Annotated in this window: 14 protein-coding genes; 3 read left to right on the top strand and 11 right to left on the bottom strand. The window is 63.3% G+C overall.

The window, feature by feature from the left end:
• Positions 1 to 29: 29 nt before the first annotated feature.
• Together VUG52_RS08340 and VUG52_RS08345 are read right to left on the bottom strand one after the other, a co-directional pair.
• Positions 30 to 1,028: a sulfate ABC transporter substrate-binding protein gene (locus VUG52_RS08340; RefSeq protein WP_050706612.1), complete on the bottom strand. Its 999-nt coding sequence runs from the start codon at positions 1,026 to 1,028 to the stop codon at positions 30 to 32.
• 221 nt (positions 1,029 to 1,249) lie between these two features.
• On the bottom strand, positions 1,250 to 2,071 hold the full coding sequence (locus VUG52_RS08345; protein WP_050706611.1) for an ion transporter: 822 nt from the start codon (positions 2,069 to 2,071) through the stop codon (positions 1,250 to 1,252).
• A gap of 165 nt (positions 2,072 to 2,236) precedes the next feature.
• On the opposite strand from VUG52_RS08345, the gene VUG52_RS08350 reads away from it, so the two are divergent.
• On the top strand, positions 2,237 to 3,010 hold the full coding sequence (locus tag VUG52_RS08350; protein ID WP_082337807.1) for an RHS repeat-associated core domain-containing protein: 774 nt from the start codon (positions 2,237 to 2,239) through the stop codon (positions 3,008 to 3,010).
• On the opposite strand, the gene VUG52_RS08355 is transcribed toward VUG52_RS08350, so the two are convergent.
• The 6 genes from VUG52_RS08355 to gcl all read right to left on the bottom strand — a co-directional run bounded on the left by VUG52_RS08355 (position 3,003) and on the right by gcl (position 10,635).
• On the bottom strand, positions 3,003 to 3,869 hold the full coding sequence (locus VUG52_RS08355) for an urea transporter (RefSeq protein ID WP_050706610.1): 867 nt from the start codon (positions 3,867 to 3,869) through the stop codon (positions 3,003 to 3,005). The two genes, VUG52_RS08350 and VUG52_RS08355, sit on opposite strands and share 8 nt — an antisense overlap.
• A 183-nt stretch (positions 3,870 to 4,052) precedes the next feature.
• Positions 4,053 to 5,468, bottom strand: a complete 1,416-nt coding sequence (pyk, locus tag VUG52_RS08360) for a pyruvate kinase (protein WP_062574708.1) — start codon at positions 5,466 to 5,468, stop codon at positions 4,053 to 4,055.
• Entirely contained in the window at positions 5,465 to 6,739 is a 1,275-nt protein-coding gene (locus VUG52_RS08365; RefSeq protein ID WP_028692834.1) for a glycerate kinase type-2 family protein, read from the bottom strand. The genes pyk and VUG52_RS08365 overlap by 4 nt, the downstream gene beginning before the upstream one ends.
• A gap of 217 nt (positions 6,740 to 6,956) precedes the next feature.
• Positions 6,957 to 7,850 carry a 2-hydroxy-3-oxopropionate reductase gene (locus tag VUG52_RS08370; protein WP_050706606.1) on the bottom strand — a complete coding sequence of 298 codons (894 nt, stop codon included), beginning with the start codon at positions 7,848 to 7,850 and terminating at the stop codon, positions 6,957 to 6,959.
• 172 nt (positions 7,851 to 8,022) lie between these two features.
• Positions 8,023 to 8,805 carry a hydroxypyruvate isomerase gene (hyi, locus tag VUG52_RS08375; RefSeq protein WP_236180593.1) on the bottom strand — a complete coding sequence of 261 codons (783 nt, stop codon included), beginning with the start codon at positions 8,803 to 8,805 and terminating at the stop codon, positions 8,023 to 8,025.
• A gap of 54 nt (positions 8,806 to 8,859) precedes the next feature.
• Positions 8,860 to 10,635 (bottom strand): glyoxylate carboligase, encoded by a 1,776-nt coding sequence (gene gcl, locus VUG52_RS08380; protein ID WP_050706604.1) that lies wholly within the window; start codon positions 10,633 to 10,635, stop codon positions 8,860 to 8,862.
• 257 nt (positions 10,636 to 10,892) lie between these two features.
• Here gcl and VUG52_RS08385 point away from each other — a divergent pair, with 257 nt between their 5' ends.
• A complete protein-coding gene (locus VUG52_RS08385) occupies positions 10,893 to 11,333 on the top strand; it encodes a GlcG/HbpS family heme-binding protein (RefSeq protein ID WP_028692837.1) in 441 nt (146 codons plus the stop codon).
• A gap of 121 nt (positions 11,334 to 11,454) precedes the next feature.
• On the opposite strand, the gene VUG52_RS08390 is transcribed toward VUG52_RS08385, so the two are convergent.
• Positions 11,455 to 12,066 carry a TetR/AcrR family transcriptional regulator gene (locus VUG52_RS08390; RefSeq protein ID WP_331832696.1) on the bottom strand — a complete coding sequence of 204 codons (612 nt, stop codon included), beginning with the start codon at positions 12,064 to 12,066 and terminating at the stop codon, positions 11,455 to 11,457.
• Positions 12,067 to 12,198: 132 nt separating this feature from the next.
• On the opposite strand from VUG52_RS08390, the gene VUG52_RS08395 reads away from it, so the two are divergent.
• The gene (locus tag VUG52_RS08395) at positions 12,199 to 13,113 is read left to right on the top strand and encodes a DUF808 domain-containing protein (protein ID WP_062574707.1); all 915 of its coding nucleotides are present in this window, start codon (positions 12,199 to 12,201) and stop codon (positions 13,111 to 13,113) included.
• 92 nt (positions 13,114 to 13,205) lie between these two features.
• On the opposite strand, the gene VUG52_RS08400 is transcribed toward VUG52_RS08395, so the two are convergent.
• On the bottom strand, positions 13,206 to 13,988 hold the full coding sequence (locus VUG52_RS08400) for an outer membrane protein OmpK (RefSeq protein ID WP_050706601.1): 783 nt from the start codon (positions 13,986 to 13,988) through the stop codon (positions 13,206 to 13,208).
• A 350-nt stretch (positions 13,989 to 14,338) separates the two neighbouring features.
• The gene (locus VUG52_RS08405) at positions 14,339 to 15,124 is read right to left on the bottom strand and encodes an outer membrane protein OmpK (RefSeq protein WP_023629830.1); all 786 of its coding nucleotides are present in this window, start codon (positions 15,122 to 15,124) and stop codon (positions 14,339 to 14,341) included.
• Between the last annotated feature and the right edge of the window lie 90 nt (positions 15,125 to 15,214).

A 15,214-nucleotide genomic window follows, 5' to 3' on the forward strand; every position in this document is an offset into this window, starting at 1 on the left:
GACAAGCCCGCTCCTACAGGGGACGTTGGTTATTTGTTGGTATAGATCTGGTCGAACACGCCACCGTCATTGAAGTGGGTCTTCTGCACGGTGCGCCAGTCGCCGAAGGTCTTCTCCACCGACAGGAAGTCGACTTTCGGGAAACGGTCGGTGTACTTGGCCAGCACGGTGGCGTCACGCGGGCGCAGGTAGTTGTTCGCGGCGATCTCCTGGGCCTCGGGCGACCACAGGTACTTCAGGTATTCCTCGGCCACGGCCTGGGTGCCTTTCTTGGCCACCACCTTGTCCACCACGCTCACCGGCGGCTCGGCCTCGGCCGACACGCTCGGGTAGATCACCTCGAACTGGTCGCGACCGAACTCGCGGGCGATCATCTCGGCCTCGTTCTCGAAGGTCACCAGCACGTCGCCGATCTGGTTGGTCATGAAGGTGGTGGTGGCGGCGCGGCCACCGGTGTCCAGGACCGGTGCCTGCTTGAACAGCTTGCCGACGAAGTCGCGGGCCTTGGTTTCGTCACCGCCCTGCTTGAGCACGTAGCCCCAGGCCGAGAGGTAGGTGTAGCGGCCGTTACCCGAGGTCTTGGGGTTGGGCACGATCACCTGCACGCCGTCCTTGAGCAGGTCCGGCCAGTCCTTCAGCGCCTTGGGGTTGCCCTTGCGCACGATGAACACGGTGGCCGAGGTGAACGGCGCGCTGTTGTTCGGCAGTCGGCTCACCCAGTTGTCCGGCACCAGCTTGCCGTTGTCGGCCAGGGCGTTGATGTCGGTGGCCATGTTCATGGTGATCACGTCGGCCGGAAGGCCATCGATCACCGCGCGCGCTTGCTTGCTCGAGCCGCCGAAGGACATCTGCAGGTTGACCTTCTCGTTGTGCTCTTTCTCCCAGTGCTTCTGGAACGCCGGGTTGTAGTCCTTGTAGAAGTCGCGCATCACGTCGTAGGAGACGTTGAGCAGGGTCGGGGCGGCCTGGGCGAGGTTGCCCAGGGCCAGGCCCGCGGCGAGCAGCGAGGCGCTGAAGAGTTTTTTCACTGGGGGCATTCCTTGTTCTGGTTCAAAGGGTTGGCGCTTTGCCAGCGACTATAGCGGGTGGCTTTGCGTGGGTTAAAGAACAAAACGGTCTTTGGTTATGTCGTTGTCAGTGCCGGCCTCTTCGCGGGTAAACCCGCTCCCACAGGTATAGAGCAGCTCTTGAATACTGCGATATCCCTGTGGGAGCGGGTTTACCCGCGAAAGGGCCAGCACAGGCAGCCTCACTGCTTGGGAAACAACGCATTGCCACAGCGCGAACAGAACGCCGCGCCATGCTCATGGTGGTGCTTGGCACAGGTCGGGCAGTCATGCTGCAACTGCTCGCCGCGCAGGGCATTGGCCAGCTCGGCGGTGAAGATCCCGGTGGGCACGGCGATGATCGAGTAACCGGTGATCATCACCAGCGATGACAGCACCTGCCCCAGCGGCGTCTTCGGCACGATATCGCCGAAGCCCACGGTGGTCAGGGTGACGATGGCCCAGTAGATCCCTTTGGGGATACTGGTAAAGCCGTGCTCCGGCCCTTCGATCACGTACATCAATGTGCCGAATACCGTGACCAGGGTCGACACGCTGACCAGGAACACGATGATCTTCTGCTTGCTGCCCTGCAGCGCCGCCAGCAGGTAGTGGGCTTGCTTCAGGTAGGGGCTGAGCTTGAGCACGCGGAAGATCCGCAGCATGCGGATAACGCGGATCATCAGCAGGTACTGGGCGTCGCTGTAGTACAGGGCGATGATCCCGGGCACGATCGCCAGCAGGTCGACCAGCCCGTAGAAGCTGAAGGCATAGCGCAGCGGCTTGGGCGAGCAGTACAGGCGGGTGATGTACTCGGCGAGGAAGATCGCCGTGAAACCCCACTCGATGCCGGCCAGCAGCCCGGCGTAGTTCTGGTGAACATCGTCGATGCTGTCGAGGATCACCGTGACCAGGCTGGCGAGGATGATCAGCAGGAGGATCTTGTCGAAGCGACGCCCGGCGACGGTGTCGGTCTGGAAGACGATGATGTAGAGGCGTTCGCGCAGGGAGGGCGGGGTGGACATGGGGCGGGTTCCGAAAGCGTGAACAGCAAGCGTAGAAGGTTGCTGCCGTTGGTTGCAACGTCTTGAGCCGCCAGGGCGGCCTGGTAGAAATGCCAGTTTTGCGACTTGCCGGGTTGGCGCACCATGGGCCTGAAAAGCAACCTACCTGGAGATGGAGTTCTTGGCATGTCTGAGCGGATCAATGATTTGAAGGTGCCCGCCTGCGCGCTGCTTCAGTGTGATCTGGCAGGTTCAGTGTTGAGCGCACACGGAACGGCGCAGCGAATGCTGAGCTACACGGCCTATGGATACTTGGCTGACCCGGTGCGCAAGGGCGCGGTTGGTTTCAATGGGCAGTTGCTGGAAGGTGACGTGCACGGCTATCTGCTGGGGAATGGACACAGGCTCTATTATCTACCGTTTATGCGTTTTTCAAGCCCAGACGCCCTCAGTCCATTTGGAGAAGGGGGGCTAAATGCTTATGCCTATTGTGAAGGTGAGCCGGTTAACAACTTTGATCCTGATGGGAAATTCAGTATCAAGAAATTGTTTTTTGGGAAAACAGATCTTACTAAGAAGATGAAATATGCCGGGATTTCAAGCGATTTGAAACCTTACCTGAAAGCACGCTTGAATCTAGGTGAAACAGTCGAGTTCTATCACGCGGGCAAGGATAGAAAAGGTGGGGTGGACTTCAGAATGATCGGGGGCAAGGCCATCACTAGGCTGCGACCTAAGGAGGTTTCTGGTTCTGAGGAGTTTTATCGGAAGGGGGATTTATTTATCATTAATCCTACCGATCAAACATATGGGTTGATGCGCGGCCTTGGGTTTAAACCGGCCCCGGAAGGACCGATTCCAGAAGTAACTGGTACTGCTTCAAAACAAGATTTTGTATATTCGCGCGATTTGACCTATGTTCAGGATAAAATGGGGGCGAATCGTAATAATTCTAAGTGATTTGAGGTATGCGCTTACTTGTCTTTATGAGTGTCATGATTAGGTTCAGGAGCCAGCAAGCAATCACGAACGGTGCAGTCAACCCGGCAATGGGCAACAACTTGAACAGCGGCTGCAACAGCAGCGCCAGTGCAATCGCCAGTAGGGGTACCCAAGGCTTCTCACCCTGGCGACTGAAGGCCAGCGCGGCCAGCGTCGCATTGAAGCCATACAGTCCCAGCCAGGCCCCTTGTGCCTCGCCCGCCAGCAACGCGACACCACCACCGATGGCCGAGCCGATCAGCGCCCAGGTGGCGGCATAGGGATTGGCGAAGTACATGCCGATGACAATCAGCAGGCCGGCCATGGGCTTGTCGAGCAGGAAGATCTGCCCCACGCCGCGCAGCAGGGCGTACACCGGATCGGCCTCGACATAGCTATTGGCCGACGGCTCGGCCAGCAGCAAGGTGGCCCAGCCCAGCAGCACGAAGGGCGCGGTGTAGGCGACCAGCAGCTTGCCGCCGCGCTTGCGCCACTGGTGGGTGAGCATGCTCGACAGGCCGCCGACGGCGATGATTAGCGGCGGCAGGATCGCCGACCAAGGCAGCACGGCGCTGATCAGGATGCCGATCAGCACGCCGTTGTAGCAGTACAGCCCGGCCTGGCGGTCGGCGCGGTCGTAGCCACGACGCTGGGCGGTGAGCAGGCCGGCGAGGGCGCCGAGCAGGGCGCCGCCGACCAGGTTCGGCGCGGTCAGCAGGATGGCCAGCAGGCAGCACAGGCCGCACAGGGGATTGCGCAGCAGCAGCACCTGGCTGAAGCCGTTGAGCAAGGCCGTGGCCCAGTCGGGGCACGGGTTAACGAAATTCTTGGTGTACATGGGCAGTCGGCAAGGTGAGTGGGGGAGCGGTGGGCCTCTTTGGGCCTCGGTTTTCCGCAGGTTCGGTGCATCGGGAGGGCTTTGCCCTCCTTTCGCGGCACAAGGCCGCTCCTACAAGGGATCGCGGTCTCCTGTAGGAGCGGCCTTGTGCCGCGAAAGGGGCGCAGAGCGCCCCCGGCGATCTCAAACCAAGGTCTCGATCCGCAAGGTGTTAGTCGAACCCGGCTTGCCGAAAGGCACACCGGCGGTGATCAGCAGCGTGTCGCCACGGCTGGCCATGCCTTGTGCCTGGGCGATCTCCAGCGCCGTGGAGACCACTTCGTCGACCTGGCGCAGACGGTCGTTGACCACCGAATGCACGCCCCAGGTCACGCTCAGGCGGCGCGCGGTGTTGAGGTTCGGCGTCAGGTTGAGGATCGGCGCCCGTGGCCGCTCGCGGGCGGCGCGCAGGGTCGAGGCGCCCGACTCGCTGTAGTTGACCAGCACCGCCACCGGCAGGATGCCGCTGATGCGACGGATCGCGCAGCTGATGGCATCGGACACCGTGGCTTCGGCCTTGGGCCGGCCGACGTCGAGCTGGGCCTGGTAGTCCGGGCCGTTTTCAACCTGGCGGATGATCTTGCTCATCATCTGCACCGCTTCCAGCGGATAGTCGCCCGAGGCGGTCTCGGCCGACAGCATCACCGCATCCGCGCCTTCGGCCACGGCGTTGGCCACGTCGGTGACTTCGGCGCGGGTCGGGGCCGGGGAGAAGCGCATCGATTCGAGCATCTGGGTGGCCACCACCACCGGCTTGCCCAGCTGGCGGCAGGTGCCGATGATGCCTTTCTGGATCTGCGGCACGCTCTCGGCCGGCACTTCCACACCCAGGTCGCCACGGGCGACCATGATCGCGTCGGACAGCTCGGCGATGGCCTGCAGCTGCTCGACCGCCGAGGGCTTCTCGATCTTGGCCATCAGGTAGGCGCGCTCGCCAATCAGCTGGCGCGCCTCGACGATGTCTTCAGGACGCTGGACGAACGACAGCGCTACCCAGTCCACGCCAAGCTCCAGGCCGAAGGCCAGGTCGCGGCGGTCCTTTTCGGTCAGCGGGGAGAGGTCCAGCACCGCCTGGGGCACGTTGACGCCCTTGCGGTCGGACAGCTCGCCACCGGCCAGCACTTCGGTGTCGATGGCGTCGCCGTGCTTGGCGGTGACGCGCAGGCGCAGCTTGCCGTCATCCAGCAGCAGGTCCATGCCCGGCTCCAGCGCGGCGATGATCTCCGGGTGCGGGAGGTTGACCCGGCGGCTGTCGCCCGGGGTCTTGTCCAGGTCCAGGCGCAGGGCCTGGCCGCGTTGCAGCTGGACCTTGCCGTCGGCGAAACGACCGACCCGCAGCTTCGGACCCTGCAGGTCCATGAGGATGCCCAGCGGGTAGTTGAGCTGCTGCTCGACTTCGCGGATCCACTGGTAGCGCAGGGCGTGGTCGGCGTGCTCGCCGTGACTGAAGTTGAGGCGGAAGATGTTCACCCCGGCCTCGACCAGTTGGCGGATGTCATCGATGCCTTTGATCGCAGGCCCTAGGGTGGCGAGGATTTTGACTTTTTTATCAGGCGTCATGATTGCGGAGTCTCGAGGATCAGGATGGCACGGAAGTCGTTGACGTTGGTGCGGGTCGGCTCGGTGACGATCAGCGCGTCGAGCGCGGCGAAGTAGCCATAGCCATTGTTGTTGTCCAGCTCATCGCTGGCCGACAGGCCCAGGGCCTCGGCGCGAGCAAAGCTGTCCGGGGTCATGAAGGCGCCGGCGTTATCCTCCGAGCCGTCGATGCCGTCGGTGTCGCCGGCCAGGGCGTACACGCCCGGCAGGCCCTTGAGGCTTTCGGTAAGGCTGAGCAGGAACTCGGCGTTGCGTCCGCCACGGCCATTGCCGCGCACGGTGACGGTGGTCTCGCCGCCGGAGAGGATCACGCAGGGGGCCTTGAGCGGTTGGCCGTGCAGGACGATCTGCCGGGCGATGCCGGCATGCACCTTGGCCACCTCGCGCGACTCGCCCTCCAGGTCGCCGAGGATCAGCGGGCTGAAGCCGGCCTGGCGGGCTTTCACCGCGGCGGCCTCCAGCGACTGCTGGGGCCTGGCGATCAGCTGGAAGTGGCTGCGGGCCAGGGCCGGATCATCGGCCTTGACGGTTTCGGAGGCCGGGTTGTTGAGCCAGTCGATGACGGCCTTGGGCGCGTCGATGTTGTAACGCTTGATGATCGCCAGGGCGTCGGCCGAGGTGCTTGGGTCGGCCACGGTGGGGCCGGAGGCGATGACCGTGGCGAGATCGCCCGGCACGTCGGAAATCGCGTAGGTGTAGACGGTGGCTGGCCAGCAGGCCTTGGCCAGGCGGCCGCCCTTGATCGCCGAGAGGTGCTTGCGCACGCAGTTCATCTCGCCGATGGTGGCGCCGGATTTCAGCAGGGCCTTGTTGATCTGCTGCTTGTCGGCCAGGGTCAGGCCTTCGGCGGGCAGGGCCAGCAGGGCCGAGCCGCCGCCGGACAGCAGAAAGATGACGCGGTCGTCTTCGCTCAGGTTGCTGACCAGGTCGAGCACGCGCTTGGCCACGGCCAGGCCTGCGGCATCGGGGACCGGATGGGCGGCTTCGACCACCTCGATCTTCTGGCAGCTAGCGCCATGGCCGTAGCGGGTGACCACCAGGCCGGAGACTTCGCCTTGCCAGCTTTTCTCGACCACTTCGGCCATGGCCGCGGCAGCCTTGCCGGCGCCGATGACGATGACCCGACCGCTGCGGTCGGCGGGCAGGTGGGGTTCGAGGACCTGGCGGGGGTGGGCGGCGGCGATGGCTGTGTCGAACAGCTCGCGCAGGAGTTTTTGTGGATCGACCGACATGGCAGGCTCCCAGATTCTTGTTGTTTTGCACAATCGAAAACGCCCCTGGAACTGCCTCCGTGCAGGCTGAACCAGGGGCGGGTGTTGCTCGGTTTCACCTGATGGGCCTGTGGTTGCAGGTTCATCGGTGTTGGCTTCTTCGCGGGGCAAGCCCGCTCCTACACGGACCACGCATTTCTGTAGGAGCGGGCTTGCCCCGCGAAGAGGCCGGTACAGGTTATTTCTCGTCGCGGATCGAGAAGTTGGCCATGTGCTCCAGGCCCTTGATCAGCGCCGAGTGGTCCCAGTTGCCGCCGCCCAGCGCCACGCAGGTGCTGAACACTTGCTGGGCGTTGGAGGTGTTGGGCAGGTTGATGCCCAGTTCCTTGGCGCCTTGCAGGGCCAGGTTCAGGTCCTTCTGGTGCAGGTTGATGCGGAAGCCCGGGTCGAAGGTGCCCTTGATCATGCGCTCGGCGTGCACTTCGAGGATCTTCGACGAGGCGAAGCCGCCCATCAGCGCTTCACGCACCTTGGCCGGGTCTGCGCCGTTCTTGGCGGCGAACAGCAGCGCCTCGCCGACGGCCTGGATGTTCAAAGCGACGATGATCTGGTTGGCCACCTTGGCGGTCTGGCCGTCGCCGTTGCCGCCGACGCGGGTGATGTTCTTGCCCATGGCTTCGAACAGCGGCAGGGCGCGCTCGAAGGCTTTCGGGCAGCCGCCGACCATGATGCTCAGGGTCGCGGCCTTGGCGCCGACTTCGCCGCCGGACACCGGGGCGTCCAGGTAGGCGGCGCCGGTGGCCTTGATCTTCTCGGCGAAGGCCTTGGTGGCGGTGGGGGAGATCGAGCTCATGTCGATCACCACCTTGTTCGGGCCGACGCCTTCGACGACGCCGTTCTCACCGAACAGGACGCTCTCGACCTGCGGGGTGTCCGGGACCATGACGATGATGAACTCGGCTTCCTGGGCCACTTCCTTCGGGTTGGCCAGGGCCACGGCGCCGGCGGCGATCAGGTCGGCCGGTGCTGCGTCGTGGTGGGTGGAAACGAAGATGCTGTGACCTGCCTTTTGCAGGTTCTGCGCCATGGGCTTGCCCATGATGCCGGTGCCGAGGAAACCGATTTTAGCCATGAGAGTTCTGCCTCTTTGTATTTGTATGAACAGGCGACCAGGCCCCTGTAGGAGCGGCCTTGTGCCGCGAAAGGGGCGCGTAGCGGCCCCACGATCTCAATCACGCTGGACGATTGCCGGGGCTGCTGCGCAGCCCTTTCGCGGCACAAGGCCGCTCCCACAGCGTGCCGTCTTAAATTGCGTTATGGGTCTTCAGCCAGCCCAGGCCCGCCTCGGTGGTGGTCTTGGGCTTGTACTCCGCGCCCACCCAGCCCTGGTAGCCGATGCGGTCCAGGTGCTCGAACAGGAAGCGGTAGTTGATCTCGCCGGTGCCCGGCTCGTGGCGGCCCGGGTTGTCGGCCAGCTGCACGTGGTTGATCAGCTTCAGGTTGGTTTCCAGGGTGCGCGCCAGGTCACCTTCCATGATTTGCATGTGGTAGATGTCGTACTGCAGGAACAGGTTGTCGCTGCCCACCTCGGCCTGAATTTCCAGGGCCTGTTTCGTGGTGTTCAGGTAGAAGCCCGGGATGTCGCGGGTGTTGATCATTTCCATGACCAGGCGGATCCCGGCGCCCTTGAGCTTGTCGGCGGCGTAGCGCAGGTTGTCGACGAAGGTCTTGCGCACGGTAGCGCAGTCCAGGCCTTCGGGGCGGATGCCGGCCAGGGCGTTGACCTGGGTGTTGCCCAGCACCTTGGCGTACTCGATGGCCTTGTCGACGCCGGCGCGGAACTCTGCGACGCGGTCCGGGTGGCAGGTGATGCCGCGCTCACCTTTGGCCCAGTCGCCGGCGGGGAGGTTGAACAGCACCTGGGTCAGGCCGTGGGCGTCGAGCTGCTGCTTGATCTCGGCGGCGCTGAAATCGTACGGGAAAAGGTATTCGACACCGCTGAAACCAGCGTCGGCGGCGGCCTTGAAGCGGGCCAGGAAGTCCTGTTCGGTGAACAGCATGGACAGGTTGGCGGCGAAGCGAGGCATAAGTCGTCTCCTTGCGTTGAAGACCCCCGCGCAAGGCGCGGGGGCGTCAGGCGATCAGTCCAGCAGCGAGATGGCGGTCGGCGCGTCGTTGCCGACCAGGGCGAGGTCTTCGAACTCGTTGACCGCGTTGATCTCGGTGCCCATGGAAATGTTGGTCACGCGCTCGAGAATCACTTCGACCACCACCGGCACGCGGAACTCTTCGGCCATCTTCTGCGCCTTGAGCAGGGCAGGGGCGATGTCGGCCGGTTCGAACACGCGGATGGCCTTGCAGCCCAGGCCTTCGACCACGGCGACGTGGTCGACACCGTAGGTGGCGGCGTCGGTGGCGTTGATGTTCTCGAATGCCAGTTGTACACAGTAATCCATGTCGAAACCACGCTGGGCCTGGCGGATCAGGCCGAGGTAGGCGTTGTTCACCAGCACGTGGACGTACGGCAGGTTGAACTGCGCGCCCACCGCCAGTTCTTCGATCATGAACTGGAAGTCGTAGTCACCGGACAGCGCGACGACCTTGCGCTTCGGATCGGCCTTGACCACACCGAGGGCGGCCGGGATGGTCCAGCCCAGTGGGCCGGCCTGGCCGCAGTTGATCCAGTGGCGTGGCTTGTACACGTGCAGGAACTGCGCGCCGGCGATCTGCGACAGGCCAATGGTGCTGACGTAGCAGGTGTCCTTGCCGAACACCTGGTTCATCTCTTCATACACGCGCTGCGGCTTGACCGGCACGTTGTCGAAGTGGGTCTTGCGCTGCAGGGTGGCCTTGCGCTGCTGGCAGTCTTCCAGCCAGGCCTTGCGGCACTTGAGCAGGCCTGCGGCTTTCCACTCGCGGGCTACTTCCAGGAACACGTCCAGTGCCTTGCCGGCGTCGGAAACGATACCCAGGTCCGGGGTGAATACGCGGCCGATCTGGGTCGGCTCGATGTCCACATGCACGAACTTGCGGCCTTCGGTGTAGACGTCGACGGAACCGGTGTGGCGGTTGGCCCAGCGGTTGCCGATGCCGAACACCAGGTCGGACTTGAGCAGGGTGGCGTTGCCGTAGCGGTGCGAGGTCTGCAGGCCGACCATGCCGACCATCAGTTCGTGGTCGTCCGGGATGGTGCCCCAGCCCATCAGGGTCGGGATTACCGGCACGCCGGTCAGTTCGGCGAACTCGACCAGCTTGTCGCTGGCGTCGGCGTTGATGATGCCGCCACCGGCCACCAGCAGTGGGCGCTCGGCGTCATTGAGCAGGGCCAGGGCTTTCTCGGCCTGTACGCGGCTGGCTTGTGGCTTGTGTACTGGCAGCGGCTCGTAGGCGTCGATGTCGAATTCGATCTCGGCCATCTGTACGTCGAACGGCAGGTCGATCAGCACTGGGCCCGGGCGGCCGGTGCGCATTTCATAGAAGGCTTTCTGGAAGGCGTAGGGCACCTGGCCTGGTTCCAGGACGGTGGTTGCCCACTTGGTCACCGGCTTGACGATGCTGGTGATGTCGACGGCCTGGAAGTCTTCCTTGTGCAGGCGTGCGCGCGGTGCCTGGCCGGTGATGCAGAGGATCGGGATGGAGTCGGCAGAGGCGCTGTACAGGCCGGTGACCATGTCGGTGCCGGCAGGGCCGGAGGTGCCGATGCACACACCGATGTTGCCCGGGTTGGCGCGGGTGTAGCCCTCGGCCATGTGCGAGGCACCTTCGACGTGGCGAGCGAGGACGTGATCGATGCCACCGACTTTCTTCAGGGCCGAATACAGCGGGTTGATGGCAGCCCCCGGAATGCCGAACGCGGTATCTACACCTTCACGGCGCATGACCAGAACGGCTGCATCGATTGCTCTCATTTTGCTCATGGTTTGTGCCTCATCGATTTTGTAATTGTATACAACTTGTGTTGCGGCAGAGTGTATTCATGCTCGGCGCAAAAGGTCAATCCATTTTCGTCGGCGGCGTTGACTGAGCGGTCATTGGGCGATGAGGCGGCATTTCGTCGCACTTGGCAGGACTGATTCAAATAATTGTATACAAAGCGTGTCTTCGTTGTGTTCTATTCTGTCTACTGGTTTTCAACTGCCCTCAGGGCTTCTCACAACAAGAAGAGGACCTTTTCATGAACGCATTGACCCTCAAAGACGCTGTCGGCGTGGTGAACGCCGCGCTGGCCGCGGGCCGCAAGATCAACGCCGCGCCGCTGACCGTGGCGGTGCTGGATGCCGGCGGGCACTTGCTGGCGCTGCAGCGCGAGGATGGCGCCACCCTGCTGCGTCCGCAGGTGGCCATCGGCAAGGCCTGGGGCGCGGTGGCCCTGGGCAAGGGCTCGCGCCTGCTGGCGCTGGATTCGCAGCAGCGGCCGGCGTTCTATGCCGCGCTGAACGGGCTGGGCGAGCGGCCGGTGGTGCCGGTGCCGGGCGGGGTGCTGATCCGTGATCGGGACGGCAAGGTGCTGGGGGCTGTCGGGATCAGCGGGGATACCTCGGATATCGACGAGCAGTGCGCGATCAGTGCGATCGAAGAGGTGGGGCTGACGGCGGATGCGGGGGTGGCCGCCTGATTCTCTATTGACGCTGCTGGCCCTTTCGCGGGTAAACCCGCTCCACAGGTTCATCACAATGTCGAAGGTTGTGGTGATCCTGTGGGAGCGGGTTTACCCGCGAAGGGGCAAGCGCGTTGGTTCAGGCCGTCTCGGGCTCGCAGCCCTTCAACACCAGGCGGATGATGGTCTCCGCCGCCGCGTCATAGTCGCTGTCGGCCAGCTTGGCCTTGCCGGTCACCACGGCGATCTGCCAGTCGAAATCCGCGTAGGTCTGCGTCGCCGCCCAGATGCTGAACATCAGGTGGTGCGGATCGACGTGGGCGATCTGGCCGCGCTCGATCCAGCGCTGGATGCACTCGATGTTGTGGCGGGCCTGCTCGTTGAGCTGCTCGACCTGGTGCGGCGACAGGTGCGGCGCGCCATGCATGATCTCGCTGGCGAACACCTTGGAGGCGTGGGGCAGGTCGCGGGAGATGCGGATCTTCGAGCGGATGTAGGCGCTGAGCACCTCTTTCGGATCGCCGTCGGCGTTGAACGGCGTCGAGGCCTGCATGATCGGCGCGATGATGCTCTCGAGCACCTCGCGGTAGAGGTTTTCCTTCGACTTGAAGTAGTAATACACGTTCGGCTTGGGCAGGCCGGCCTTGGCCGCGATGTCGCTGGTCTTGGTGGCGGCGAAGCCCTTGTCGGCGAATTCTTCACTGGCCGCGCGCAGGATCAGTTCCTTGTTGCGCTCGCGAATGGTGCTCATTGTCAGGGGTCTTCCTGTTGTCTGGCCCCCTGCAATGGGGTCCGGCATGGTAGCACCCGCCCGGACGAGCGCTCAAGGCAGCGTCTTTGGGCTAGAATCCCGGCCATACGAACCTACTGGAAACATTTTGACATGGCAGGAAGCAGCTTACTGGTATTGATCGACGATATCGCTACGGTACTCGACGATGTCTCGTTAATGACCAAGGTCGCGGCAAAGAAGACCGCAGGGGTGCTGGGTGATGACCTGGCGCTCAACGCCCAGCAGGTCACCGGCGTGCGCGCCGAGCGCGAGATCCCGGTGGTGTGGGCGGTGGCCAAGGGCTCGCTGGTGAACAAGGCGATCCTGGTGCCGGCGGCGCTGTTGATCAGTGCGTTCATTCCCTGGGCGGTGATTCCGCTGCTGATGGTCGGTGGCGCCTACCTGTGCTTCGAGGGCTTCGAGAAGCTGGCGCACAAGTTCCTGCACAGCAAGGCCGAGGATGAGGCGCAGCACGAGGCGCGCAAGGCGGCTGTGGCGGACGAGCAGGTCGACCTTGTGGCTTTTGAGAAGAGCAAGATCAAGGGCGCGGTGCGCACCGATTTCATCCTCTCCGCCGAGATCATCGCCATTACCCTGGGCACCGTGGCCGATGCGCCGTTGAGCCAGCAGATCATCGTGCTGTCAGGGATCGCGATCGTCATGACCCTGGGGGTGTATGGCCTGGTGGCCGGCATCGTCAAGCTCGATGACCTGGGGCTGTGGATGACCAAGAAAGCCTCGGCGCTGAGCCAGGCGGTGGGCAACGGCATCCTGCGCGCCGCGCCGTACATGATGAAGAGCCTGTCGGTGATCGGCACCGCGGCGATGTTCCTGGTCGGCGGCGGCATCCTGGTGCACGGCATCGCGCCGCTGCATCACGCCATCGAGGCGTTCAGCGAAGGGCGGGGCGGGGCGTTGACCGGGGCGCTGCTCAATGGTGTGGCAGGGGTGATTGCGGGGGCGGTGGTGCTGGCGGTGGTGAGCGTCGTCGGCAAGCTGTGGCAGGCGCTACGCCCTGCGCATTGAGTAGCGCAGGGGCGTGGGAGCGGGCTTGCCCCGCGATAGCGATCGCGGGGCAAGCCCGCTCCCACGTCAGACAGAGCCTGAGCGCTGTGTGATCAGAAGTGCACTTTCACCAGGAAGCTCATGGTGTTCTGATCGGTGGTAAAGGCATCGCTGTCCTTGATGCCGTACTTGTTCTTCCAGTAGTCGTACTCGATACCCACGTACAACTGCTTCTCGCCCAGGTGCAGCGCCTTGCCCAGGTCGTACTTGACCTGCGGGTTGAAGTGCAGGTTGGCCTGATAGGTGCCGCGACGGTTCTCGTCGTTGTCGACCACCCAATCCATGAAACCGTCGATCAGGATGTCGGACGAGCCCACGGGGATGGTGTAGGACCAGACCGGGGTGATCTGCCAGACATTGTCGCCCGGACGGCTGCCGTCGGTGGTGCGCTGGTAGAAGTTCAGCTGGAAGTAGTCGAAGCCGGGGATGGCCAGGTCGAAGCCGGGGCCGATCAGGTACGACTCGGTGTCACCTTCGCCGAACTCGTAGGTCATCGCCAGCAGCACGTCCTTCACCGGGCCGAACTCAATCTTCTGGTCGAAGATCTTGCCGAACGACAGGCGTGGGCTGAACTCGCCGTAGTAGGTGTTGGGGCCGTTGTTGGCGTCCTTCTTGCCCTGGTAGAAGATCTTGTCGAGGAAGAAGAAGTTGTCGCCGTACTTCCACGCATCGGCGTGCTCGAAGGTCACGGTCTGCTGGATCTCGGGGTTGACCTTGAAGTTCTTGCCCCACAGGTAGGTCAGGCTGTTGTTCTGCCATTGCAGCAGGTCGCCGGCTTGGCTGGCGCCGCAGGCCAGCAGGCCACCGGCGAGGATCAGGCTATTAACGGTACGCATTGCGAGTGTCGCTCCCTTGATTGGATCTGTTGTCAGCGCTCGGGCGCTGTTCTTGTCTTTTGGGTCAGCTTTTTTCAATTGGCCACAGCTGTTTGGCAAGAGCTGCGCCAACTTTTCCACGTTGGGCACAACCATCCTGCTCGACGTCTTTCTGAACGGATGAAATGGGTATTTCACGCTGGCAACACGTTGGCCAACCGCCCGGAAACATTGACTGAGCGGTCAGCAAACGCGGGCGGGATCCTTCCCGCCCCGATCGAGGGGGCGCGCAGATTACTCACTTGCGCGCCGGGCCTCAAGTGCTCCGTCCTGGAGCACGGTGGTGAAAATTTGGGCGTTCGGTCAGTTTTTCAGAAGTGCACCTTCACCAGGGCGCTGGCCACGCTCTGGTTGCTGTCCACGTTGCCGTGGCTGTCGATGCCGTACTTGTCCTTCCAGTAGCTGTATTCGAAGCCGACGTAGAGCTGCTTGGCACCCAGGTTCAGGGCCTTGCCCAGGTCGTACTTGACCTGCGGGTTGAACTGCAGGTTGGCGTGGTAGGTGCCGCGACGGGTCTGGTCGTTGTCGACCACCCAGTCGATGTAGCCGTCGATCAGGATGTCGGACTTGCCCACCGGGATGGTGTACGACCAGGCCGGGGTGATCTGCCAGACGTTGTCGCCGGGGCGGCTGCCTTCGGTGTTGCGCAGGTAGAAGTTCAGGGTGAAGTAGTTGAAGCCGGGCACGTTCAGGTCGAAGCCGGGGCCGATCAGGTAGGCCTCGTTGTCGCCCTCGCCTCGTTCGTAGGTCATGGCCAGCAGCACGTCCTTGATCGGACCGAAGGCCAGGTTGCGCTCGAAGATCTTGCCGAACGACAGGCGCGGGCTGAATTCGCCGTAGTAGGTGGTCACGCCTTTGCCGGGGTCGGCCTTGCCGTTGTAGAAGATCTTGTCGACGAACAGGAAGGTGTCGCCGTACTTCCACTTGTTGGCATGTTCGAAGGTGATGGTCTGCTGGATGTCGGGGTTGACCTTGAAGTCCTTGCCGTACAGGTAGGACAGGCTTTCGCCGTGCCATTGCAGCCATTCGCCGGCGTGGGCGGGGAGGGTGGCCAGCAGGCTGCTGCCCAGCAGGACGGACGTGGTGATGCGCTTCATGTTGTGATTCCCGGACTTATTGTTTTTGTAAGGGCTTTTTCGGCGCGCAAGCGCCCCGGGCGGCCCATTCCGGCGGGCCGACGGTCCAGC

The sequence above is a fragment of the Pseudomonas sp. LH21 genome (assembly GCF_036549575.1).
In the GTDB taxonomy this organism is placed as follows: Bacteria; Pseudomonadota; Gammaproteobacteria; order Pseudomonadales; family Pseudomonadaceae; genus Aquipseudomonas; species Aquipseudomonas peradeniyensis.